This is a genomic window from Pontibacter sp. LHS1 (genome assembly GCF_058932855.1).
Map to the genome: position 1 here is coordinate 314,661 of NZ_JBZYWF010000005.1, position 21,002 is coordinate 335,662.

General features: G+C 51.5%; 17 protein-coding genes. 5 read left to right on the forward strand and 12 right to left on the reverse strand.

Going from position 1 to position 21,002, the window contains the following annotated elements:
• Positions 1 to 17: 17 nt before the first annotated feature.
• The 6 genes from AC5FXQ_RS12525 to AC5FXQ_RS12550 form a co-directional block, all read right to left on the reverse strand.
• Complete coding sequence (locus AC5FXQ_RS12525) at positions 18 to 2,171, reverse strand: M48 family metallopeptidase (protein WP_493602766.1); 2,154 nt, start codon at positions 2,169 to 2,171, stop codon at positions 18 to 20.
• Between the two features lie 376 nt (positions 2,172 to 2,547).
• Positions 2,548 to 5,643 carry an efflux RND transporter permease subunit gene (locus AC5FXQ_RS12530; protein ID WP_493602767.1) on the reverse strand — a complete coding sequence of 1,032 codons (3,096 nt, stop codon included), beginning with the start codon at positions 5,641 to 5,643 and terminating at the stop codon, positions 2,548 to 2,550.
• A gap of 23 nt (positions 5,644 to 5,666) precedes the next feature.
• Positions 5,667 to 6,797, reverse strand: a complete 1,131-nt coding sequence (locus AC5FXQ_RS12535; protein ID WP_493602768.1) for an efflux RND transporter periplasmic adaptor subunit — start codon at positions 6,795 to 6,797, stop codon at positions 5,667 to 5,669.
• Positions 6,794 to 8,095: a TolC family protein gene (locus AC5FXQ_RS12540; protein WP_493602769.1), complete on the reverse strand. Its 1,302-nt coding sequence runs from the start codon at positions 8,093 to 8,095 to the stop codon at positions 6,794 to 6,796. Before AC5FXQ_RS12540 ends, AC5FXQ_RS12535 begins: the two co-directional genes overlap by 4 nt.
• A 103-nt stretch (positions 8,096 to 8,198) precedes the next feature.
• Positions 8,199 to 9,566, reverse strand: coding sequence for a sensor histidine kinase (locus AC5FXQ_RS12545; protein WP_493602770.1), 1,368 nt, complete (start codon positions 9,564 to 9,566; stop codon positions 8,199 to 8,201).
• Positions 9,556 to 10,248: a response regulator transcription factor gene (locus AC5FXQ_RS12550; protein ID WP_493602771.1), complete on the reverse strand. Its 693-nt coding sequence runs from the start codon at positions 10,246 to 10,248 to the stop codon at positions 9,556 to 9,558. The genes AC5FXQ_RS12545 and AC5FXQ_RS12550 overlap by 11 nt, the downstream gene beginning before the upstream one ends.
• A 462-nt stretch (positions 10,249 to 10,710) precedes the next feature.
• Here AC5FXQ_RS12550 and AC5FXQ_RS12555 point away from each other — a divergent pair, with 462 nt between their 5' ends.
• Positions 10,711 to 11,550, forward strand: coding sequence for an MBL fold metallo-hydrolase (locus AC5FXQ_RS12555; RefSeq protein WP_493602772.1), 840 nt, complete (start codon positions 10,711 to 10,713; stop codon positions 11,548 to 11,550).
• Positions 11,551 to 11,667: 117 nt separating this feature from the next.
• Here AC5FXQ_RS12555 and hflC read toward each other — a convergent pair whose 3' ends face one another.
• Entirely contained in the window at positions 11,668 to 12,606 is a 939-nt protein-coding gene (hflC, locus tag AC5FXQ_RS12560) for a protease modulator HflC (protein WP_493602773.1), read from the reverse strand.
• A gap of 3 nt (positions 12,607 to 12,609) precedes the next feature.
• Positions 12,610 to 13,593 (reverse strand): FtsH protease activity modulator HflK, encoded by a 984-nt coding sequence (gene hflK / locus AC5FXQ_RS12565; RefSeq protein ID WP_493602774.1) that lies wholly within the window; start codon positions 13,591 to 13,593, stop codon positions 12,610 to 12,612.
• Between the two features lie 226 nt (positions 13,594 to 13,819).
• Here hflK and AC5FXQ_RS12570 point away from each other — a divergent pair, with 226 nt between their 5' ends.
• Complete coding sequence (locus AC5FXQ_RS12570; RefSeq protein ID WP_493602775.1) at positions 13,820 to 14,431, forward strand: hypothetical protein; 612 nt, start codon at positions 13,820 to 13,822, stop codon at positions 14,429 to 14,431.
• 162 nt (positions 14,432 to 14,593) lie between these two features.
• Here the strand turns inward: AC5FXQ_RS12570 and AC5FXQ_RS12575 are convergent, their stop codons facing one another.
• The 4 genes from AC5FXQ_RS12575 to AC5FXQ_RS12590 all read right to left on the reverse strand — a co-directional run bounded on the left by AC5FXQ_RS12575 (position 14,594) and on the right by AC5FXQ_RS12590 (position 17,621).
• Positions 14,594 to 14,956, reverse strand: a complete 363-nt coding sequence (locus AC5FXQ_RS12575) for a spore germination protein GerW family protein (protein ID WP_493602776.1) — start codon at positions 14,954 to 14,956, stop codon at positions 14,594 to 14,596.
• 225 nt (positions 14,957 to 15,181) lie between these two features.
• The gene (locus tag AC5FXQ_RS12580) at positions 15,182 to 16,204 is read right to left on the reverse strand and encodes an LLM class flavin-dependent oxidoreductase (protein ID WP_493602777.1); all 1,023 of its coding nucleotides are present in this window, start codon (positions 16,202 to 16,204) and stop codon (positions 15,182 to 15,184) included.
• 10 nt (positions 16,205 to 16,214) lie between these two features.
• Positions 16,215 to 16,916: a DsbA family oxidoreductase gene (locus AC5FXQ_RS12585; RefSeq protein WP_493602778.1), complete on the reverse strand. Its 702-nt coding sequence runs from the start codon at positions 16,914 to 16,916 to the stop codon at positions 16,215 to 16,217.
• A 75-nt stretch (positions 16,917 to 16,991) separates the two neighbouring features.
• Entirely contained in the window at positions 16,992 to 17,621 is a 630-nt protein-coding gene (locus AC5FXQ_RS12590; protein ID WP_493602779.1) for an NAD(P)H-dependent oxidoreductase, read from the reverse strand.
• A gap of 116 nt (positions 17,622 to 17,737) precedes the next feature.
• Between AC5FXQ_RS12590 and AC5FXQ_RS12595 the strand changes: the two genes are divergently transcribed.
• The 3 genes from AC5FXQ_RS12595 (at position 17,738) to AC5FXQ_RS12605 (ending at position 20,939) form a co-directional block, all read left to right on the forward strand.
• On the forward strand, positions 17,738 to 18,178 hold the full coding sequence (locus AC5FXQ_RS12595; protein ID WP_493602780.1) for a winged helix-turn-helix transcriptional regulator: 441 nt from the start codon (positions 17,738 to 17,740) through the stop codon (positions 18,176 to 18,178).
• A gap of 121 nt (positions 18,179 to 18,299) precedes the next feature.
• Entirely contained in the window at positions 18,300 to 19,703 is a 1,404-nt protein-coding gene (locus AC5FXQ_RS12600) for a DUF1800 domain-containing protein (RefSeq protein WP_493602781.1), read from the forward strand.
• A gap of 24 nt (positions 19,704 to 19,727) precedes the next feature.
• Positions 19,728 to 20,939: a DUF1501 domain-containing protein gene (locus tag AC5FXQ_RS12605; RefSeq protein WP_493602782.1), complete on the forward strand. Its 1,212-nt coding sequence runs from the start codon at positions 19,728 to 19,730 to the stop codon at positions 20,937 to 20,939.
• Positions 20,940 to 21,002: the final 63 nt, after the last annotated feature.

Consider the following 21,002-nt stretch of genomic DNA (forward strand, 5'->3'; position numbering starts at 1 on the left):
GTTTTCAATCCTATCAATTAAACCAACTCCTTCTCCTCAACCTCAACCGCAGCAGCCAATTGCTCCTGCAGACTCAGCAGACTGCCAAGGCATTTAGTATACACCCGTTGCATGCGCTCGGCAACAGTTACAGTCTGGTTGATCAGCATATTCAGCTCTTCGCCCTGCAGCGAGTCGGCTGACATCCAAACCAGTTCTTCCTGCAGAAGATACTTGCGCACTGACTGGTCCGTATCCATGTTCTGCAGCACTGGAAATTTAAGCGTATCCGCTTCCTTCAATATTACATCAAAGGCATCACGTAGACGGCGGAACTCAGTTGCAAACCATTTACCCTCTTTCTCGGACATGTGATTGCCTTTGCTGATGGCCGTATCTATGGTGTTCTGCAGATTTTGCTGTTCCTGCTGCCATGCGCTAAATTGTTTCACCCAAGCTACCAGGAAGGTATAGCGTTGCAGTAATTCCGCTCTTTGTGCTGGTTGTGCTTCTGTCAGGAGGTAATGCAGGGCAAATACTTTGGTGTCGAACTGCTGATACCAGGCTTCGTCGGCCGGAAACTCCTGCAGCCTTTGCTCCAGCAGCGCCTGGGCTTCGTGGGGTTCGTAGGAGAAGCCGTTGCTCAGGGTATAGGTCTTGCGCTTGTCCTGCTTCTGGAGGATGAGCGACAGTGTCTGGATGTCCTTATACCGGCCACCGAGTTCCTCCATCTTTTGCTGCAAGCCTGTGCCATAAAGCGATCTCAGGGCCTCTGGCAGCAGGTCAGGTGATATACCGGCTTTCGCAACCAGTGCCTCAGGCTTCGACAGGTCCAGCTCGGTAAGTAGACGGTTATCGTACACACCCAGATAGTGCGCCTTGAAAGTAGTTTCCTGCTGCTCCGCCTCCACAAAAGCCTGTACCTCCTCGGCGGGAGTAAACGTAATGTTCGGGTGTAGTTGCAGGTTAACACGCAGCAGATTCTGCGTAACAGTTTCCGCTAGTTTTTCCGGCTCGTTAAAGAGTAGCCAAGGGGAACGCTCGTCTTCTATACCTTCAAAATAAGTGGCTTTGGCGTTCTGCTCTCTTTTGTAATTGGAAGGGTGACTGGAATACATCTCTGCCAAATGGCCGTCTTCGTCTGAAAAGATAAATCGAGCGCCAGCTGGCTGCTGAGGCAGGTTCTCCAGGAGCGACTGACGGAAGCTTTCGCGGGTCTGGCTCAGGTACTCGACGGCCTTTCGCTGGTGATAGAACAGATTGGTGGTATAGATCCTGTTGTCGATGGCCGTGGTCAGGTGGTTGTTGGAATGAGCGAAGGCCTCACTGGCAGGTCCCAGGCGGTAGAGTGCATTCACAATAGCATCGCTGCCGGTCACGCTTACGGCCACACGGTCGGCATTGTATTCCATCTGGCGCGAAAGTGACGAGTGCACCAGGTTGATGGCCTGGTAAATCAGGGCCATGAACTTACGGATAAGCCAAACCACCGGCATCAGCAACCAGCCGAAAATGGCAAGCTGGATGTTAGAGTTCTTCCATTTCTCCAGCAGGTCATCCCATTTGTCGCGCTCGTACACAATGCTCTGGATGATGCTGTTGGCCATGTACACATAGCTGCCCAGTTTCATACTGCTCTGCGAAAAGTGACCGAACTCGTGCGCCAGTACCGCTTTAAATTCTGTCAGGTTGATCGAGTTCACCAATCCCAGGCCAATTAGTAGGTTTTTCTTCACAGGCAGGAAAAGGCTGAGGATGGTGCTGTTGTAAAACACACAGGCGTTGATCTCGTGGTTGACAAATACTTTGTGGGGGAGGGGCGCATTGGTCTCGGCGCAAAGCTGGTGGATGAAAGAGAACAGCTGCGGGTGTTCATCCTCTGTTATTTCCACGTTCAGGGGATTGTCGGTGTCATGCTTTTTGAAGAGAAACTTCAGCATAAAACCAAACAGCATACCTGCCATACCAATGGCACCAAGCTTGAGCAGAATGGTCCAGCGGTTAATGGTGTCCATCGGATACATAATGGCCAGGTACAGCAGGTAACCGGCCGCAACCACCATGGACAGGTATAGGATCAGGAACACCAGCATAGCCAGCAGCACATATACAACCTGGTTTTTGTAAGATGCGGTGGGTTGTGTATAGCCAGCAGGTATACAGGGAGGACTTTCAGGGTAAAGTTGTTTCATGAAAAGGTGGGTATTTTATTTCTTATACCTTAAATATAAGTATTATTCTATACCTGATGCTCTGACTAGTCAAGTTTTTTGCACCTATTATGACTATCTGTGGAAACAATAGTTTGGATGGCAAAAAGGAAATTACTGCTTTTGAAAGCTCTTGAACAAATAATAACTGTGGATGGGGTTAATAAGAGTTGAATAATATTTGGGGTGCTGGAGTGGCTAGACATATTTTATAACAACTCTCTGTGCAACTAGTGCTCAAAGGCTTTGAAATCCAAAAAGGTAATGCGATCAGACATACTGATAAAAAAAGCGCCCGGAAAATCCGGGCACCCTTTACAAACAAACTAATCACTAATTGCAATCTCGTAAATACTTTCTATACCTTCTTGCTGCGGCTGTACGCCAGGTAGTATACCTGCGGCAGTACGATCAGCGAGAGGATCATGCAGATCATCAAACCACCCACGATCATAATGGCAAGCGGTTTCTGAATCTCAGAACCCATGCCAGACGAAAGTGCGGCTGGCAACAGGCCGGCCGAACCCATAATGGCAATCATAAACACAGGTCTGATACGGCTGTACACACCCTCCGAAATCGCTTGCTGGAGCGGTAAGCCCTTGCGCAGATATTCCTTCATCACAGCAATCAGGATGATGCCATCGATGGTGCCCACCCCGAATAGGATAATGAAGCCTATACCTGCCGAAATACCAAAAGTAGTGCCCGTCAGCCACAGCGACAGGAAGCCACCGATAAAGGCAAACGGTATGGTAATAAGCGAGATCACCGTGTCTTTCAGGTTGCCGAAGTTCACATACAGCAGGAAGAAGATCATCAGCAGTGAGATCGGTACGATATAAGTCAGGCGCTGGGTGGCTCTTTCCTTGTTCTCAAATTCACCTGCCCAGGTCAACTTGTAGCTTTCCGGCAGTACCACCTGCTCCTCTACACGTTTCTGCGCTTCTTCCACGGTACTTCCCAGGTCACGGCCACGCACTGAAAAACCAACGGCAATGTAGCGGCTGCTTCCTTCACGGTAGATGAAGGCTGGACCTGTGAAGAAGCCCACATCGGCAATCTCGTAGAGTGGAATCATAGAGCCGCTGTTGGCCGGTACCAGGATGTTCTTGATCTCAGTCTCCGATTTACGGAAAGGCTCTGCATAACGTACTCGTACATCAAACATGCGCTCGTCTTCATAAAACGTGGTAGCCGCCTTACCGCCAATCGCCATTTCGATCACCGCCTGTGCATCGGCCATGCTCACGCCGTAGCGGGCCATACGTGTCTCTTCCAGCTTGATGCGCAGCTCCGGCAGACCAATGTTGCGGTAAATGTTCAGGTCTTCTACACCTTCCACATCTTTGATGGCGGCCGCTACCTGGTCGGCAGAGTTTTCCAGTTCAAACAAATCATTTCCGAATATCTTGACCACTAGCGAGCTTTTCACCCCAGATACGTATTCCTCCACATTGTCCATGATCGGCTGGCTGAAGCCAAAGGTGACTCCCGGGTACACCGCCAGCGACTGTTCCATCTCCGAGAGCAGTTCCTGTTTGGAAATTTCCCGGCTCCAATCGCCTTCGTCATGGAGCTGCACGTGGAATTCAATGTTGAAGAAACCGGTAGGGTCGGTGCCGTCGTTCGGGCGACCTGTTTGCGTCAGCACAAAAGATACCTCCTCAAACTCCCGGAACTTGGCTTTCATTTCTTTCGTCAGCTTCACCGACTCGTCCAGGCTCACGCTGTTTGGTAGGGTTGCCCTTACATACAACGCCCCCTCGTTCAGCTGCGGAATAAACTCTGTTCCCAATCGACTGAAGCCAAAACCACAGACAATCAACAGCACTCCGAACAGCGATATCGTCAATTTCTTGTTGATGGCACCTAGTTGGTACAGCTTGAACATGGCGCCACGGATAGAGTTGGTGATCGGGTTTTCGCGGTCCACCACATTCTTATTGAGCAGCACCTTGCACATGGCCGGCACATAGGTCAGGCTGAGCAGCACGGCCCCGATCAAAGCATAGCCCAGGGTAAAGGCCAGTGGGGAGAACATCTTGCCTTCTACCTTCTGGAAAGTGAAGATCGGCATCAGCGCCACGATCAGGATGATCTGGGCAAAGAAGATGGACTTGGCCACAGAGCGCGTCTGGTTCTTGATGATACCCAACTTGGATATCTGGTTAAAACGCGGCATACCCAACTGTTTCGCCCGCTTATCGAGGCCCACAAACACATGCTCCACGACCACCATGGTACCCTCCAGCAGCAAGCCAAAGTCCACCGCCCCGATCGATATCAGGTTGGCAGGCAAGCCCTGGATGCGCAGCATGATAATAGCAAACAGGAAAGCCAGCGGAATAACGGAAGCCACAATAACCGTGGTGCGCCAGTTGAACAAGAAAATGAACACCAGCACCGATACCAGGATGATGCCCTCCAGCAGGTTATGCGTTACGGTACGCACTGTGTTATCAACGAGTACGGTTCTGTCATGGAAAGGCACGATCTTCACATCGGCTGGCAGGATCCGTGTGTTGAGCTCCTCTATCTTATCTTTTAGCCTTGCGATCACCTCGCTTGGATTTTCCCCTCGCAGCATGATCACAATGCCCTGCACCAGGTCATCATTGTCATCCAGCCCTACCTGGCCCAAGCGCGGTTTGGCAGAGATCTTAACATCGGCCACGTGCTTGACCAGCACAGGCGTTCCATTCACATTCTCAATCAGAATATTTTCGATGTCGGCCACACTCTCCAGCAAGCCGACACCACGCACGACATAGGCCTGGTCACCTTTATCGATCACATCGCCACCCACGTTGATGTTGCTGTTTCCGACGGCCTCATACACATCAAGCGGAGACAGGTTGTAGTTGGCCAGCTCTACTGGGTTTACCTGTATTTCATAGATTTTTTCCTCACCGCCAAAGCTCACGACTTCGGCTATACCTGGCACGCCTACCAGTTCCCGCTCCACTACCCATTCGTGCAGGGCTGTCAGGTCACTTATAGCGCGTGATTTGCTCTTGAGTACGTAGCGGAAAATCTCACCCGTTGCGCCAGAAGGGGGCTCTACCTCAGCATCTGCCCCTTCTGGCAACTCAATGCTTTGCATGCGGTTGGATGCATATTGCTGGGCGTAGAAGTCATCCACATTCTCATCAAACAGCACCGTTACCACCGACAGGCCGAAAAGCGAGGTAGAACGTACTTCGGACTTCCGCGGAATGGTATTCATCTGCCGCGTGATGGGCAGCGTAATAAACTTCTCTACTTCCTCGGCACTGCGGCCGGGCCATTGGGTAATGATACGGGCCCGGGTGTTTGTCACATCCGGGAAAGCTTCTATGGGTGTATTTAAGTAACTTATTATCCCCGCCGCCACCAACAACGCCGTCAGGAAAAAGACGATGATGTGGTTTTTAAGCGAGAACGATACTAAGCTCTGAACAAATTTATCCATGTTGTGTGTCTGTCTTCCTCCTGTTAGTTCTGGATTTGGTTATAGATAAGCAGGTGGTTTTCGGTCACTACCCGATCGCCTTCTTGCAGGCCTTCTTTTACCATCACAGTATTAGCAGTCTGGTATACAGGCTCCAGTTGCACGATATCAAAACTGCAGCTGTCGCGGTACACGACCACCTGGTGTTTGGAGTTAGTAAAAATTAAAGCTTTGGCTGGGAAGGATAGGAGGGATTGCGCTTCGTTCTGACCAGTATTATCCTGTGTTACCGATACATTCACAAACATCTCCGGCTTTAAAAACAGGTCTTTGTTCTGGATGCTGATACGAGCCTTGAGCACACGCTCTTCGGTATCGAAGGTGTTGGCCAGTCGGTCTATTTTTCCTTTGAACACCTGATCGGGGTAGGCAGAGGCTTTTACCTCTACTTCCATACCTTGCTTCACGCTGCTCAGGTTTCCGGCGTAAACATTGGCCATCACCCACACTTCCTCCAGGTCCGCAATAGAGAACAGCGGTTCGTCGCCAGCCTCTATCTGCTGGCCGCTCACGATGTTTTTAGACACAATATGGCCGCTTAAAGGCGCCTTGATGATGAGCACACCGCGTTCCAGACTCCCACCGTAAATACCCAGGTTTTCCTGCACTTTGGTAATCTCCAGCTGGGCCATTTCCACATCCTGCTGTGCCTCTATCAGCTCGCGCTCGGAAGCAACACCATCGTCGTACATTTCCTGCGTGGCTGAAAGTTGACGTTGCGCCAGCTTCAGATGTGCCTGGGCGGTGCGAAGCTCTGCGTTCAGGCTGCTCAGCTCCGGGCTGCGCACTTCCAGCAGTACTGTGCCTTTCTTCACATAATCTCCTAAAGAGAAGTTAACCTTTGACACCACTCCGTCCAGCAAAGGCACAAAGCGGTAGTATTTCTCCGGGTTGCTCATCACTCTGCCCGTTAGCTGAATGTGGTTATGCTCCGTGGCGGGTGCTACGGCAGCCAGCTTTATGTTTTTGGCCAGCTGCGCAGGCAGGCAATAACCTTCTTGCTGCGCAGTATTATCCTTTTCAAGATCGTTTGAACTCTGGCAGGCTGTCAGCGACGCGGCAAAGCAAGCCGCGGCAGAAATCTTGTTGAAGTAGTTTATAGTGGGGCGTATCATAAATCGGTTCCTGTTAGTAGGTTGAGTTCTTCTTTTTTGGATTCCAGGCTTCGGATGGTATCGAAGTAGAGGAGCTTGTTTTCTTTAAAGGCATCGAAGAAGTCGAGGAACTCCAGCAGGCTGATGTTCTTGCGTTGGAAATTGCGGCTAACTCCTCCGAGTACTTCATCCAGCTCGTTAATGAAATTACCGTCTATGGACTGGTAAAAATCTGCCAGCTGTTGATAGTCTTTGTAAGCTTTTACTACCTCGTTCTGGGCTTCATTTACCCGAAGTGTGTGCAGGTGCCGGCTTTGCTGCACCCGGGCCTGTGCCGCTCTGATGTTGCCCCGGTTACGATCGAACACGGGCAGGTCCATCGCGACCCCGAAGCCAATGAAGTTGAGCAGGATGTTACCGCCGCGGTCGTAATTGGTGTTAAAGCGAAGGTCAGGCACGCGCATGGCCCGCTCCAGTGTGTGTTCGGCTTCGCTCACCCGCAGGTCAGATTGCGCTACCCGCACGGCAGGGTTACGGCTTTCAGCCATGGCCAGCAAACTGTCGAGTGGTTGGTTCAGGAGTAAGGACTGACTGGAGAGCGATTCAGCATCGGTCAGGTATAGGGTAACGTTCGCCGGCAGCATCATCAGCGATTTCAAGTCTTTCTGCGCCTCGTTGCTTTCCTGTAGCGCCTCGTTCAGTTCGGCGCGCAGCGAAAGGTCCAGTGCTCTGATGCGGTAGAAGTCAGCTTTGGATATGTTGCCGTTGCGCAGCTGTGCCTCCTGTGCCCGAATTAACTGCGAGAGCACATTTTGCTGCTGCCGAAGCAGGCGCACATTGTTCTGGTGAAAGAGTAGTTCCGAAAGTTGGGTTCTAAACTCTGCTTTGAGCGAGAGCAGCATTTCGGTGTAGGCTGTTTGGGCCAGCTCCCGGTTTGCCACCTGCAGCGAGATGTTCTTTTTGCGTTTGCGGGCTGTTTGCACCAGTTGCTCCAGCTGCACAGAGATCTGTCTGTTCTCACCGAAGCCGTTTTTAAAGAAGGGGGGATTACCATCGCCGTTGGCTACCTGGTGGGGCGTTGCCCAGAAGTTTACCTCACTGATTTCGAGTTCAGGATTGGGCCATGCCTTCGCCTGCAAGATCAGTGCTTCGGCTTGGTCTATATTCAGTTTTTCGGCAATCAGAGCTAGGTTCTTCTCAAGGAAAAGTGCCTCAGCCTCGACTCTCGAAAGAGCAAGCGTATCCGGCGTCTGCGCCTGCAAATCACCCAGAGGGCACAGCAAAAGCCAGATAAAGCGTTTTAAGAACTTGATTGTCATGTTGTAAAGTAGCTATGTAAAATGTGTTACAAAGCTACATTCACAACATTAGAAGGGTCTTTGGCCTGTATTAGACTTAGGTTAGAAGGAAATTATATTCAGGTTAAACAGCAGGGAATACCAGCTTTACTTCGGTCCCCTCGTGCGGAACAGAGGAAACAGCCAGGTCGATGTGGCAAAACTCTGCGATGTGCTTCGTCAGCGACAAGCCCACACCATGGCCCGGCTTCAGGTACTGTGTGTTGCTGCCACGGTAGAAAAGGTCGAATACTTTATCCTGTTCCTGCACAGGTATACCAGGACCATGATCCTGCACCAGCAAGGCGAGTTGCTGCTGTTCTGTTAGAGCAATTTTCAATGTCACCTTCTGGTCGTCTGAAAACTTCAGCGCATTGTCCACAATGTTGGTGATGGCCGTGGCAACCAGCTCGGGGTGTGAGTGCAGCTGCAACAGATCGCTGTCCTCTACTTCGATTATTGTCTCTACTTCTGCCTCAGGATACTTGTAATGGAGCTTCTCCAGCAGCTCCCACAGCAGTTCGTCTAGCCTGAAAGGCCGGTGTGTGGAAGGGGAGGTGTTATGCGTCAAGCCACTGATCAGAAGCAGTCCTTCGATCACCGAATTCACCTCTGAGGTGCTCTTCACGATCTTTTTCAGCACCTGTTGGTACTCCTCGGGGCTTTTTTCTTTGTCGAGGCTGAGTTCTGCTTCACCCAAAATGGCCGCAAGCGGTGTTTTCAGCTCGTGTGAGACATTCTTCAGGAATTGTTTCTGATGATTGACACCTGCCTCCAGTCGCTCCAGAAATGTGTTGAGCGTTAGTGTCAGCTCGCTGAGCTCATCGCCCGGCTGGTTCACCTGTGGGAGGCGGGAGTTCAGGTTCTCTGTGGAAATGGTGTTCACCTTGCGCAATATAGAAGAGAAAGGCTTGAACGTCTTCTGCGCCAGCACTACGTTGAAGATGTAGTTAATCAGAATACCGATCAGGAAAAGACTGGCTAAAATAATGCTCAGCTTATACAGCCGCTCTTGCCCGGTTACATCCACACCGGAGCTCACAATCACAAAATCGCCCTGGTTGTCCTCGTAGTAAATGCCGGCATACTGTTGCCCCTCCACTTGAAAATTGAGCTTGCCTTTGTGTCGAATTTGGTTCAGGATTCGCTCGTCCACCGGATAGGAACTTATCTCCGGCACAAAGGCCACCTGGCCACTGGCGTCGTAGATCTGGAGTGTTTCCTTGTCCAGCGTATTCAGGTACCTGCTTTCATACTCCTGGTACTTTTTCTTGTTCAGCTCGTCTTTCTCCAGGAATATGATGGCCGACAGCAAGGCACGGTTCTCCAGCTTACTGTAGAACGCGTTGATCGTGGAGTTTTTGTACAAATAGAAAATACTGCCAAAAACCAGCAGAAGCGTGATAGCGCAAACGAACGTAGACCGTAAAGCGAGTTTTTGTTTAAGATTCATCTGTTTTCTGCGCCAACTGGTATCCGCGCCCCTTGATGGTATGGATCAGTTTGGTCGAAAAGTTTTTGTCTATTTTGTTGCGAAGGTAGTTGATGTACACGTCCACCACATTGGTGTTGGAGCTAAAATGGATATCCCAAACGGCCTGTGCGATTTCAACCCTGGAAACTACCTTTTCCCTGTTCCTTAACAGGAAGAGGAGCAGATTATACTCCCTGGGCGTCAGCAGAATTTCCTTTCCTGCTCTCTTAACAGAGTTCTGCTCTGTATTTACCTCGAGGTCGGCATACTTGTCGGCTTCAAAAACGCCATGCTCGAGCTGCTTTCTTCGCAGGTGCGCATTGATGCGTGCCAGTAGTTCCCGGAAATGAAAGGGCTTCGACATGAAATCATCGGCACCAGCCTCCAGTCCTTTGATTCGCTCTTCGGGGTTGCCCAGGGCACTCAGTATAATGATGATCGAGGCGATGTTTCGCTTACGTGTGATCTTGCATATTTCGAAGCCGTCTATACCTGGCAGCATGACATCGAGTATCACAATATCATACTCATGCTGACTGATAAGCTCAGCCGCCTTGAAGCCATCCGATATAAGCTCTACCTGGTAGCCTTTCTCGGTCAGACCCTCTTGAATAAAAGAGGCTACACTCACATCGTCTTCAACTAAGAGGCATTTTATCATAGGGTAATATTCTGTATGGAATTTAAAGCTAAAGAAAATCGAGCAAAAACACTTAGAGGGAGTGTTGTTCCTGGCAGGTCTATGGTTGAGTTATCGTTTGGAGAGATGCTGTATATTAGTCGGAGGAGTGTGAAAGTCAACTTTGTAGCACTGCTCACATCAATATAGAAAGACTTTCTTTTACCTCAATTGAATTTAAGGATATTAGAAGAGTGTAATCACGGGTGCCTAACCCGAGACCTGAATGCATGGTTTACTCATGTGCCATTCGGTACGCTTTTTTGATTTATACTATCTGACTCTTGCACATACCTGCGCTCCATTCTGATACTTTGATAGACAATTCATCAGCGCACCGGAGCAAGAGGCAAAATGGAGCGCTAACTCAGACTCAGGGGTAAGTAAAAATTTGAATTATTGCAAGTTGGTTAATCTGCTCAAAACACCGACCTTTGTATTTCTATGCAATTAGCCATCACCTCTTTAAACTCCGGCAGCAACGGGAACTGTTACTACATTGGCAACGGCCAGGAAGCCGTGCTGGTGGATGCAGGCATTTCGTGCCGCGAAACCGAGCGGCGTATGCAGCGCCTTGGATTAAGTATGCGGCAGGTGAAGGCAATCTTTGTATCGCATGAGCACTCCGATCACATCAAAGGTATACCGGTGCTGGCGCGTAAGTACAAATTACCGGTTTACATTACAACCAGTACCTTGTACCGCTCGCGCATGGACCTGAGTGGGGTGGAGGTGCTGTCATTCACGGGGTATGAGCCCGTGCAGGTAGGCGGATTGAGCGTGACAGCCTTTCCAAAGTTTCATGACGCGGCTGATCCGCACAGCTTTGTAGTGGAAGGAAATGGCGTGAAGATCGGTGTGTTTACGGACATCGGCGCCCCCTGCGACCATGTAATCCGCCACTTTCAGCAGTGCCACGCCGCTTTTTTGGAAGCGAATTATGACGATGGCATGCTGGAGCAGAGTTACTACCCCTACTACCTCAAGCGCCGCATTAGTGGCAACCACGGTCACATGTCCAACAAGCAGGCACTGGAGCTGTTCGTGGCGCACAAGCCGGCCTTTATGAGCCATGTGTTTCTCTCGCACCTCTCCAAAGACAACAACTGTCCGAAACTGGCTAAGAGTCTATTTGAGACCTGTGCCGACGGAACAGAAGTGGTGGTCGCGTCAAGGTTTGAAGAAACCCCCGTGTATACCATCAGCTGCCAAGGAGATATATTCGGACGAACCCTTTCCGTAGCGGATATCACACCGGCAGGAGAGCAGCTGTCGCTGTTTTGAGATAAATGGCACCAAATACAAGACTTGGTCATCACAAAGCCAAAAGCCCGACAACGTTTAAATGTGACGTCATCGGGCTTTTTTTAACTTTCAACTTCCTATACTCTCTAGCTCCCCTCAGTTTGCTCTTTTCAAATACCTATACAATTCCGAGTCTGTTGACAGAATAATACTCGTCTTATCATCAAATGACTTCTCCAGCGTTTCCATGGAGCGGAGGAAGCCGTAGAGCTCACGTGCCTGGGCGTTGCGGTTATAGGCGGAGGCGTAGATGGAAGTGGCCTGCGCATCGGCTTTACCACGGATCATCTCGGCTTCGCGGGTGGCCTGGGATGTGATCTGGGCCAGGTCACGCTCTTTGTTACCCTGTATCTTGCGGGCCTCTCCCTGTCCTTCCGAACGGAATTGGTCGGCAATTCGGTTACGCTCGCTGATCATACGGTCGTACACGCGATTGCGCACTTCATCCACATAGTTCATGCGCTTAAAACGAAAGTCCAGGATCTGAACACCCAGGTCAGAGGTGCGTTCGTTGGCTCGTTTCAGAATCAACGCTTCAATTTTGTCTCGGCCAACTGTGATCTTATCCAGATTCTCCAAATCCTCCATAATCTCGTCTGCTATTTCCGGCTCCCGGTTAGTGGAGCGCACAATGTCGAGCAGGTCGTGGCTGGCAATGGCGTTGCGGGTTTCGCCGTCCAGTATGTCATCGAGACGGGACTGACCAGAGCGTTCGTCACGCAGACGGATAAAGAACTGCAGCGGGTTGGTGATCTGCCAGCGGGCGTAGGAATCCACGAAGATAAACTTCTTGTCCTTGGTAGGCACCTGGTTGGCATCGCCGTCCCACTCGAGGTAGCGCTTGTCGAAGAACTGTACCTTCTGGATAATCGGAATTTTGAAGTGCAGACCTGGCTGCGTACGCGGTTCGCCTACTGGTTTACCAAACTGCGTGACAATGGCCTGCTTGGTTTCATCGAGTACGAATACGCTTGTGAAAAGCAGCGTTAGCAGAAGTACAGCAGCTATGAGCGATAGTATTTTAGGAGTGTTCACAGGCTATTTCGTTGGAGTTTGAGTTTTATTCTGATTAAGGTTCAACAGCGGCAGCACATTGTTGCCACGCTCATCCACGATCACTTTATCGCCTATTTTTGGCAGAATACGTTCCATGGTTTCCAGGTATAGACGCTTCTTGGTTACCTCAGGAGCTTTCACATACTCTTCGAAAAGGGAGTTGAAACGGGCAGCCTCACCAGTGGCCACGTTCACACGCGTCAGCGCATAGGCCTCGGCTAACTGGATCGTTTCATCGGCCTCGCCGCGGGCACGCGGAATGATGCGGTTATACTCTGACTCCGCCTGGTTGATCAGCGTCTCACGCTCCTGCTGGGCCTGGTTTACGGCATTGAAAGACGGCTTCACAGTCTCCGGCGGATTCACGTCCTGCAGCACCACCTGGTCGATGCGGATACCGTTTTCGTACTCGTCACACATACGCTGCAGGAGCACTTCCATGCTGGTGGCCACTTCCTGACGGCCTACGGTAAGCACTTCATTCACGGTCCGGTCACCCACTATTTTGCGCATAGCCGACTCAGACATATCACGCAGTGCTTTTTCAGCGTCACGCACCTTAAACAGGTAATTGTAGGAATTCACGATCCGGTACTGCACCACCCATTCTACGTTGGCCAGGTTCAGGTCACCAGTCAGCATCAGCGACTCGTCATTGAAGTCCGCTTTGGAATATTGCGTGTTTCTGCCGGCCTCCAGTGTTCTGAAACCAAACTCCTGCTTGAGTTGGCGCTGCACCGGGATCTTCCGCATCTCCTCAATCCCGAACGGCAAAATGAAGTTCAGGCCAGGCTGCACAGTGCGGTCATAATGGCCTACGTACATTACCACGCCTTCTTCTTCGGGACCTACCGTTTTCACGGAGGTGAGGAGGAGGATCAGCAAAAACAGTCCGAGCAAAATTTTGCGGAAGTGCTTGCTGAGCAGGAACATGTAGTATTGTAGCCGGTAGTTGGGTTCAGCCATGAGAGCGGGTTAATTGGTTGGTAGCGTTAAGATAACTAAAATATCTTAATATGTTGATGTCTTGATAGGTGTAGCTACGGGACCCGGAGGGGGCTACCAGCAGGTATAGCCACGTTGCTGGCATCAGAAGGCAACATGGCCTAAGCCTTTTCTGATTTTCTTCGTACAGGGTAGAAGCTGACATGCAGCCTTTATTTTTTCATTCCTACTAAGCCTTGAAACCGACATGAAACAGTTTGTAGCATTTGTTTTTGCGCTGCTGGTAGGGTATAGCGCCCAAGCCCAAAGCACTACTGTACCCACTCCTGAAAATCAGATCAAAACAGCCGTGCTGGCCGCCCCTGCCGATATGCGCGAGGGTGCTACTGTGCTGGGATACAATCAAAAAGGAGAGGTGGTGACATTGAGGAAAGGAACAAACGAACTGATCTGCATCGCCGACGATCCGAACCAGCCAGGGTTTTCGGCCTCTTGCTATCACCGTGACCTGGAGCCTTTTATGGCCCGTGGACGCGAGCTGCGCCGTCAAGGAGTGAGTGCCAATGATATATTTGATACCCGTGAAAAAGAAGCCAAGAGCGGGAAACTGAACATGCCCAAACAGCCTACCACGCTCTTCGTGTACAGTGCCCCTGAGGAGCAGGTGAACATGCGCACCGGCGAGGTGGCCGATGGCTATTTGCGTTATGTAGTTTACATTCCCTGGGCTACAGCTGAGAGCACAGGCCTGCCACTTAAGCCCGACCAGGGCTCCGTGGCCATGCCCTGGATCATGCATCCCGGCACGCACGGGGCACACATCATGATCAACCCGCCACGGAATAAAGCAGGGCAGTAGCCAGACTTATTGCTTATGATAGACGCTGCGCAGTACATGCAATGCCATGTACCACCTCGGCACCCATCAGCAGCAGCCAGGTAGCAACCCTCTCAGCGAAGTTTCGCGGGGGACGATTCCCTTGTCAAAAAGCTGTTTTACTTTCAAAGCACAGGTTGCAGGTTACCGATCCAGCATCTTACTTACTGCTTTTACCAATAAAAGGGCCATTACACCGCTGACTCCTATTATTTTGATGACTCTTTCGGGGTCTGGAATTGATTTGAATCTGGTATTGCCGTCTTTTATTTCAATGTAGCCCACTGGTTTGATGCCCACACCGCCACCGCCGCCAGTTCCCTCTTCGCCTGCTTTAGAGCCACTGCCACCGCCGAAGCCATACATGGCTTTGGCCGCAGGTATAACCGTCACGCCATCGCGCTCTATGGGCGCACCATAAATCGTTGTGGCATTCGCTGAAACACCCAGCCGCTGCGCCAGACGTTCTATAAAACTGTTTTCGTCCTTTTTTGATGTCTCTTCCATACGCTTATGTTTGAACTAATTTGAAACCATTTAATAATAAGTTGTACGGGAGGAGATTAAATCGTTGCAGAAAAGAGGGGAGTAGAACTGAATAAAAGGTGAGTGGCACTAGCGTAGAGGTATAGGTATAAAAAACAGACCCGAGCATCGCTTCGGGTCTGTTTTTGAGTAACGGGTCAGGTATTTAAAACCTAAACCCTATGATGTCTTAATTATATCTTCGGCTTATACCTTAGCACCTGCAAGTTCGCTGATCTCCGAGAGCAAGGTATAGGAATGCTGTCGCTTTTCCGGGTCAAAGATGCCGGTGGAGATCATCAGCTCGTCTACCTGCGTTTCGTCCACAAAAGCCTGTAGTTCTTCCTGCACGGACTTCTTGCTGCCCACAAAACTGTAGCGCAGCATTTGTTTCACGGCATACTCCTCCTGCAGACTCCAGCGGTCTTTCATGCTCTCCACAGGCGGTTGCATCGGCAAGGCCTTGCCCTGAATCACGTTCAGGAAAGATTGGTAGAGGGACGTCGCCAGGTGCTCCGCCTCTGCGTCGGTGTCAGCGGCCACAACATTCACGCAGGCCATCGCATAAGGCTCCTGCAACTGCTCCGACGGTCGGAAGCTGTCGCGGTATACCTGGAGGGCGGCGTGCAAAGCGGCAGGGGCAAAGTGACTCGCAAAGGCATAAGGCAAGCCCATCATACCGGCCAGTTGCGCCCCGAAGGTGCTCGAGCCCAGTATCCAGACAGGTATATCGAGGCCCTCGCCAGGTATAGCCCGCACCTTAGCTGTGCTGTTGTCGGCGCTCAGGTACTGCTTTAGCTCAGCCACGTTGTTCGGGAAGTCCTCTACATTACCCTGCAGATCGCGACGCAGGGCATAGGCCGTTACCTGGTCAGTGCCGGGCGCTCGTCCCAGTCCCAGGTCGATGCGGCCAGGGTACAGGCTCTCGAGCGTGCCGAACTGCTCGGCCACTACAAGCGGGGCATGGTTCGGGAGCATGATGCCACCAGAGCCAACTCGTAACGTAGAAGTACCGCCGGCAATGTAGCCGATCAACACGACGGTTGCCGAACTGGCGATGCCGGGCATGTTGTGGTGCTCAGCCAGCCAATAGCGGGTATAGCCCAGCCGCTCCACGTGGCGAGCCAGCTCCAGACTATGCTGAAAGGAGTCGTGGATGCTCTTGCCTGTGCGGATTGGCACCAGGTCGAGTACGGATAATTTGATATCGCTTAGCTTCTTGTTCTCCATAATTATTTTTTTAGCATATTCCGCCCACATCGCAGCTGTTGCCTTCGATGTCAAGCTTCTGGATGGTAGGCGCTACTTGCTTGAATACGTTCAGGAAAGTTTCGGCAGGCTGGGCACCGCTCACCAGATACTGGTCGTTGATCACAAAAGCGGGCACACCGGTTATACCTGCAGACTGCGCAAACGCTTCCATCTGGCGCACTTCCTGCTTGCCTTCTTCGCTTTGGAAGAAACTCTCCAAACGTTCAGCTGGTATACCTTGGGCTATACCTATTTCCTTAAGCACAGCCAGGTCGTTCATGTTGCGGTTTTCGGTGAAGTAAGCTTTGAACAGAGCGTTGGCTACCTCGTGCTGCACACCGTATTGGCCAGCCAGCCAGATCAGACGGTGACCGTTAAAGGTATTGTTCACCGTCATGCCTTCTGAGAAGTTAAACTTTATACCTTCTTCAGCACCAGCCTCAGTCATGCGCTGGTCCATAGCCGGCACCTGCGACACGATCTGCTCACCGTAATTGCCTTTGAAGTAGTCGAGTCGGCCCATGCCATGCTGCGGGATGTTCGGGTTCAACTCAAAGGCTTTGAAACTGATCTCGGCCTCGTATTGATCTCCCACCTGCTGCAGGGCTTTGTCGAGACGTCGCTCGCCTACATAGCACCAGGGGCAGTTGATGTCGGAGAAGATGTCTATTTTGATTTTCTGCTTTGTCATAGTAATTTCTTTAAATGCGTAAGCCGACGGCTACCTGATAGAGGCAGCTGTCGGCTGAATTTGCGATTGTGAAGCTTATGCTTCCAGTACGAATTTTTCTTTCTGACGTCTTACTTTCGGCAGCTTTGCCAGCCAGTCGTTGTCGGCGTCGCGGTAGCCGAGAGGCATCAAGGTAACACTGCGCAGGCCTTTTTCCGGCAGGTTCAGCAGTTTGTCCAGCGCGGCGGCATCGAAGCCCTCCATCGGAGTAGCGTCCACTTGCTCAGCAGCGGCGGCTACCAGTCCCACACCAAAGGCGATGTAAGCCTGACGGGCGGCCCAGTTGAAGTTCTGCTCCTGTGTGTTGCGCTCGGCTATACCTAAAAGCGTGTTTTTGAAATCGTTCAGCTGCTCGGCTGGCATGTTGCGCACCTCTGCTGTGTGTGAAATGAACTCTTCAATATGAGCCGGATTAATGTCATCCCATGCGGCAAACACCAGCAGGTGTGAACTTTCCTCAATCTGGGGTTGGTTCATGGCAACCGGTCTGATCTGCTTTTTCAGCTCCTCGTCCTCAATCACCAGTACCGTGTAAGGCTGCAAACCCATGGAAGAGGGAGCCAGACGGATAGCTTCCAAAATACGTTCTACTTTATCAGACGGCACTCGCTGGCCGTTCATACGCTTGGCGGCATAGCGCCATTTCAAAGATTCTAGTATATTCATGTCTATACAACAGTTAAAAGTCCAGTAACGTTTCAATACTTAGTTACTTTTGGTAACTCAAAGGTATTTCATAAATTTGTGCTGGTCAAGCAGGCTCTTCAGCCGCACCAAGTAACATGGAAGTAACTAAAGTTGAGAATCAGCGACTTGCGATTCAGAAAAAAATAAATAAAGTTTTGTGCAGCGATGCAGATGTTCATTCCTGCTGCCCGATTAAGGATATTCTGGCCCGCTTCGGGGACAAGTGGTCCATCTATACCATCCTCACGCTGGGGAAGGAGGAAAAACTGCGCTTCAACGAGCTGAAAAGCCAGATCAATGGCGTGTCACAGCGCATGCTCACCGTCACACTCCGGTCACTGGAAGAAGATGGCCTGGTGAGCAGGCAGCTATACCCTGAGATTCCGCCCCGGGTGGAATACAACCTGACGCCGCTGGGGCAGGGGCTGTTGCTGCAATTGCTGCAACTCGCCGACTGGGCAAAGCTCAATATTGATCAAATTCTGGAAGCGCGTGAACGGTATGCGAAAAAGGAAAAACAGGCACAGCTTTCGTAGCAGCGTAACGCTCAAAACCGGCTGATTTTAAATTTGTTAGAAGCCATACCTGCTAACATATATTTTCAGGTATATTTAAACCCTGATGAGCCTTTTTCATCTAAGTTTAAATGGCATCTGCATGAAAACTTCAGCACGCGAACAAAAGCTGCAGCACCTCTACTGGCGGGCTGGCTTTGGTTTACCTTTCAGGCCTGATCAGGCTAGTCCCGGAATCAAACATGCCGTTCGTGACCTGCTTCGCCAGTCGGGGCAGGCAGCGCCGCTGCAGGTAACGCTTCCACATACAGAGTCAGCACTGCAGGCCGATGCGCAGAATGCCGAAATGCGCCTGTTGCGGCAACGGGAAAGGCAGCAGGGATTTGTACTGCTCAACAACGCATGGCTCCAGCAAATGGCAACCTCCGAAGCCCAGCTGCGTGAGAAGATGACACTTTTCTGGCACGGGCACTTTGCCTGTCGCCTGCGGGAGCCCCGTTTTGCGCTGCTGCAGCACAACACCCTCCGGGAGCACGCATTGGGCAAATTCCCTGACCTGCTGCTGGCCATCTCCAAAGACCCCGGTATGTTGCAGTTTCTCAACAATCAGCAAAACCGAAAACAGCGCCCCAACGAAAACTTTGCCCGCGAACTACTCGAGCTTTTCACGCTGGGCAGAGGGCACTATATCGAACAGGATATAAAAGAAGCTGCCCGCGCCTTTACCGGCTGGTCTTACAACCCGCAGGGAGAGTTCGTGTTTCGTGCGCGGCAGCACGACCGGGGCAAGAAAACCTTTATGGGGAAACGGGGGAATTTTACCGGGGAGGAGATTCTGCAAATAGTCGTCGAAAATCCGCGTACAGCCGAATTCCTGACAGAGAGGATCTACGCTTTTTTCGTGAGCGATTCACCACACCCCGAGCGCATCCAAAGCCTGAGCAGCTACTTTTTCGAGACAGGCTACGACATCCCCAAGTTGCTGGAGAAGATCTTCACGGCGAAATGGTTTTACGGACCTGATGTGGTGGGGAGCAAAATAAAATCACCGATCGAGCTGCTGGCTGGTTTGCAGCGGCAGTTTGACATAAGCTATAATGATGGCCGCAGTCCGCTGCTACTGCAGCGGGCGCTGGGGCAGGAGCTGTTCAGGCCCCCGAATGTGAGCGGCTGGGCCGGTGGCCGTAACTGGATCGATAGCTCTACATTGGCTTTCCGGCTGCGCATCGGTCCGGCGCTGCTGCAGGATGCCGCACTGGAGGTGAACCTGAAACCGGACGACGATTCCGAACCGACCGCACCCCGCAGGCGGCGGCAGGATGGGATTCGTGTTGTCCGTGCCAAAGCCAACCTGAGCGGACTGCAGCAGCAATTGCAGAAAGTGAGGGACCGGGAACTGATCGGTAAGCTGAGCCAGAAGCTGCTGCAGGTGCCCCTGCGGCCTGAAACAATGGCACTGCTTAAGCAACACATACCGTCGGGAGCAGCTCACGCCGACAAAGTGACGCTGCTGCTGCTTTCTTTACCTGAGTACCAGTTATGCTAGTTTTCCACCGCTCATTTTCGCACTATGGCAACTAATTCCAGAAGAGAATTCATCAAAATGTCGGCGCTGGCCTCCGGTATGCTGCTGGTACCCAATTTTCTGCACGGCCTCGACCGTAGTGGACTGCCGCTGCTGGCTAATTCTAACGGCAAGAGGCTGGTCGTGGTACAGCTTAGCGGCGGGAATGATGGTCTGAACACAGTGGTGCCTTACCAGAACGACCTGTACTACAAAGCGCGACCTACTCTTGCTATACCTTCCCGTGAGGTGCTCACCCTGGGAAAAGGGCTCGGGCTGAACCCGGCAATGGAAAAGATGCGGCTGCTTTACGATCAGGGCTACGTTTCTGTTCTCAACAGTGTGGGCTACCCCAACCCGGACCGCTCACACTTCCGCTCCATGGACATCTGGCACTCCGCCAGCGCCTCCGACGAATACCTGAGCACCGGCTGGCTGGGCCGCTACCTCGACAGTCTATCGGGGCCGGCAGCCAACCATGCGGCCATTGAGGTGGACGACACGCTCAGCATGGCGCTGAAAGGGGAAAGGTATACAGGTATAGCGGTGCAGGATGTGAAGCGCTTCTTTCAGGCTACCAATGACCAGTTCCTGAAGCAGGCGGCGCAGTTGCACGCCGAGGAGCACACGCACCACCAGGTGGATTACCTCTACAAAACGCTGATCGATACGCAGCAATCGGCTGGCTATCTGCAGGAGAAAACTAAGGTATACCGCAGCAAAAAAGAATACCCGAATGGTGAGTTTGCCCGCCACCTGAAGACCATCGCGGAGCTGATCGCTTCAGGGGTGGAGTCACGGGTATACTACGCTTCGCTCACCGGTTTCGACACGCATGTGCGGCAGGCGGGACAGCAGGCGAACCTGCTGCGCGAGCTCTCAGAGGGACTTTACAGCTTTGTAGAAGACCTGAAACAGCAGCAGGAGTTTGATAACACCGTGATCATGGTGTTCTCGGAGTTTGGCAGGCGTGTCGCTCAGAATGCCAGCAATGGCACAGACCACGGTACGGCTAACAACCTTTTCCTGATCGGCGGGAAACTAAAGCAGGCAGGTATTTATAACGCAGGCCCCGATTTGCAGGACCTCGACCAAGGCGACCTCAGGTATAGCATCGATTTTCGGAATATTTACGCCACCCTGCTGCACAACTGGCTGGGCGGAAACGCGGCAGATATATTGGGCAGCAGAACGCAATCTCTAACCGGACTCGTTTGAGTGTCTCGTCCTGAAATAAGTTGACGGGTTTGAGACGAAATTACTTTTTAAATTGAGACCTCC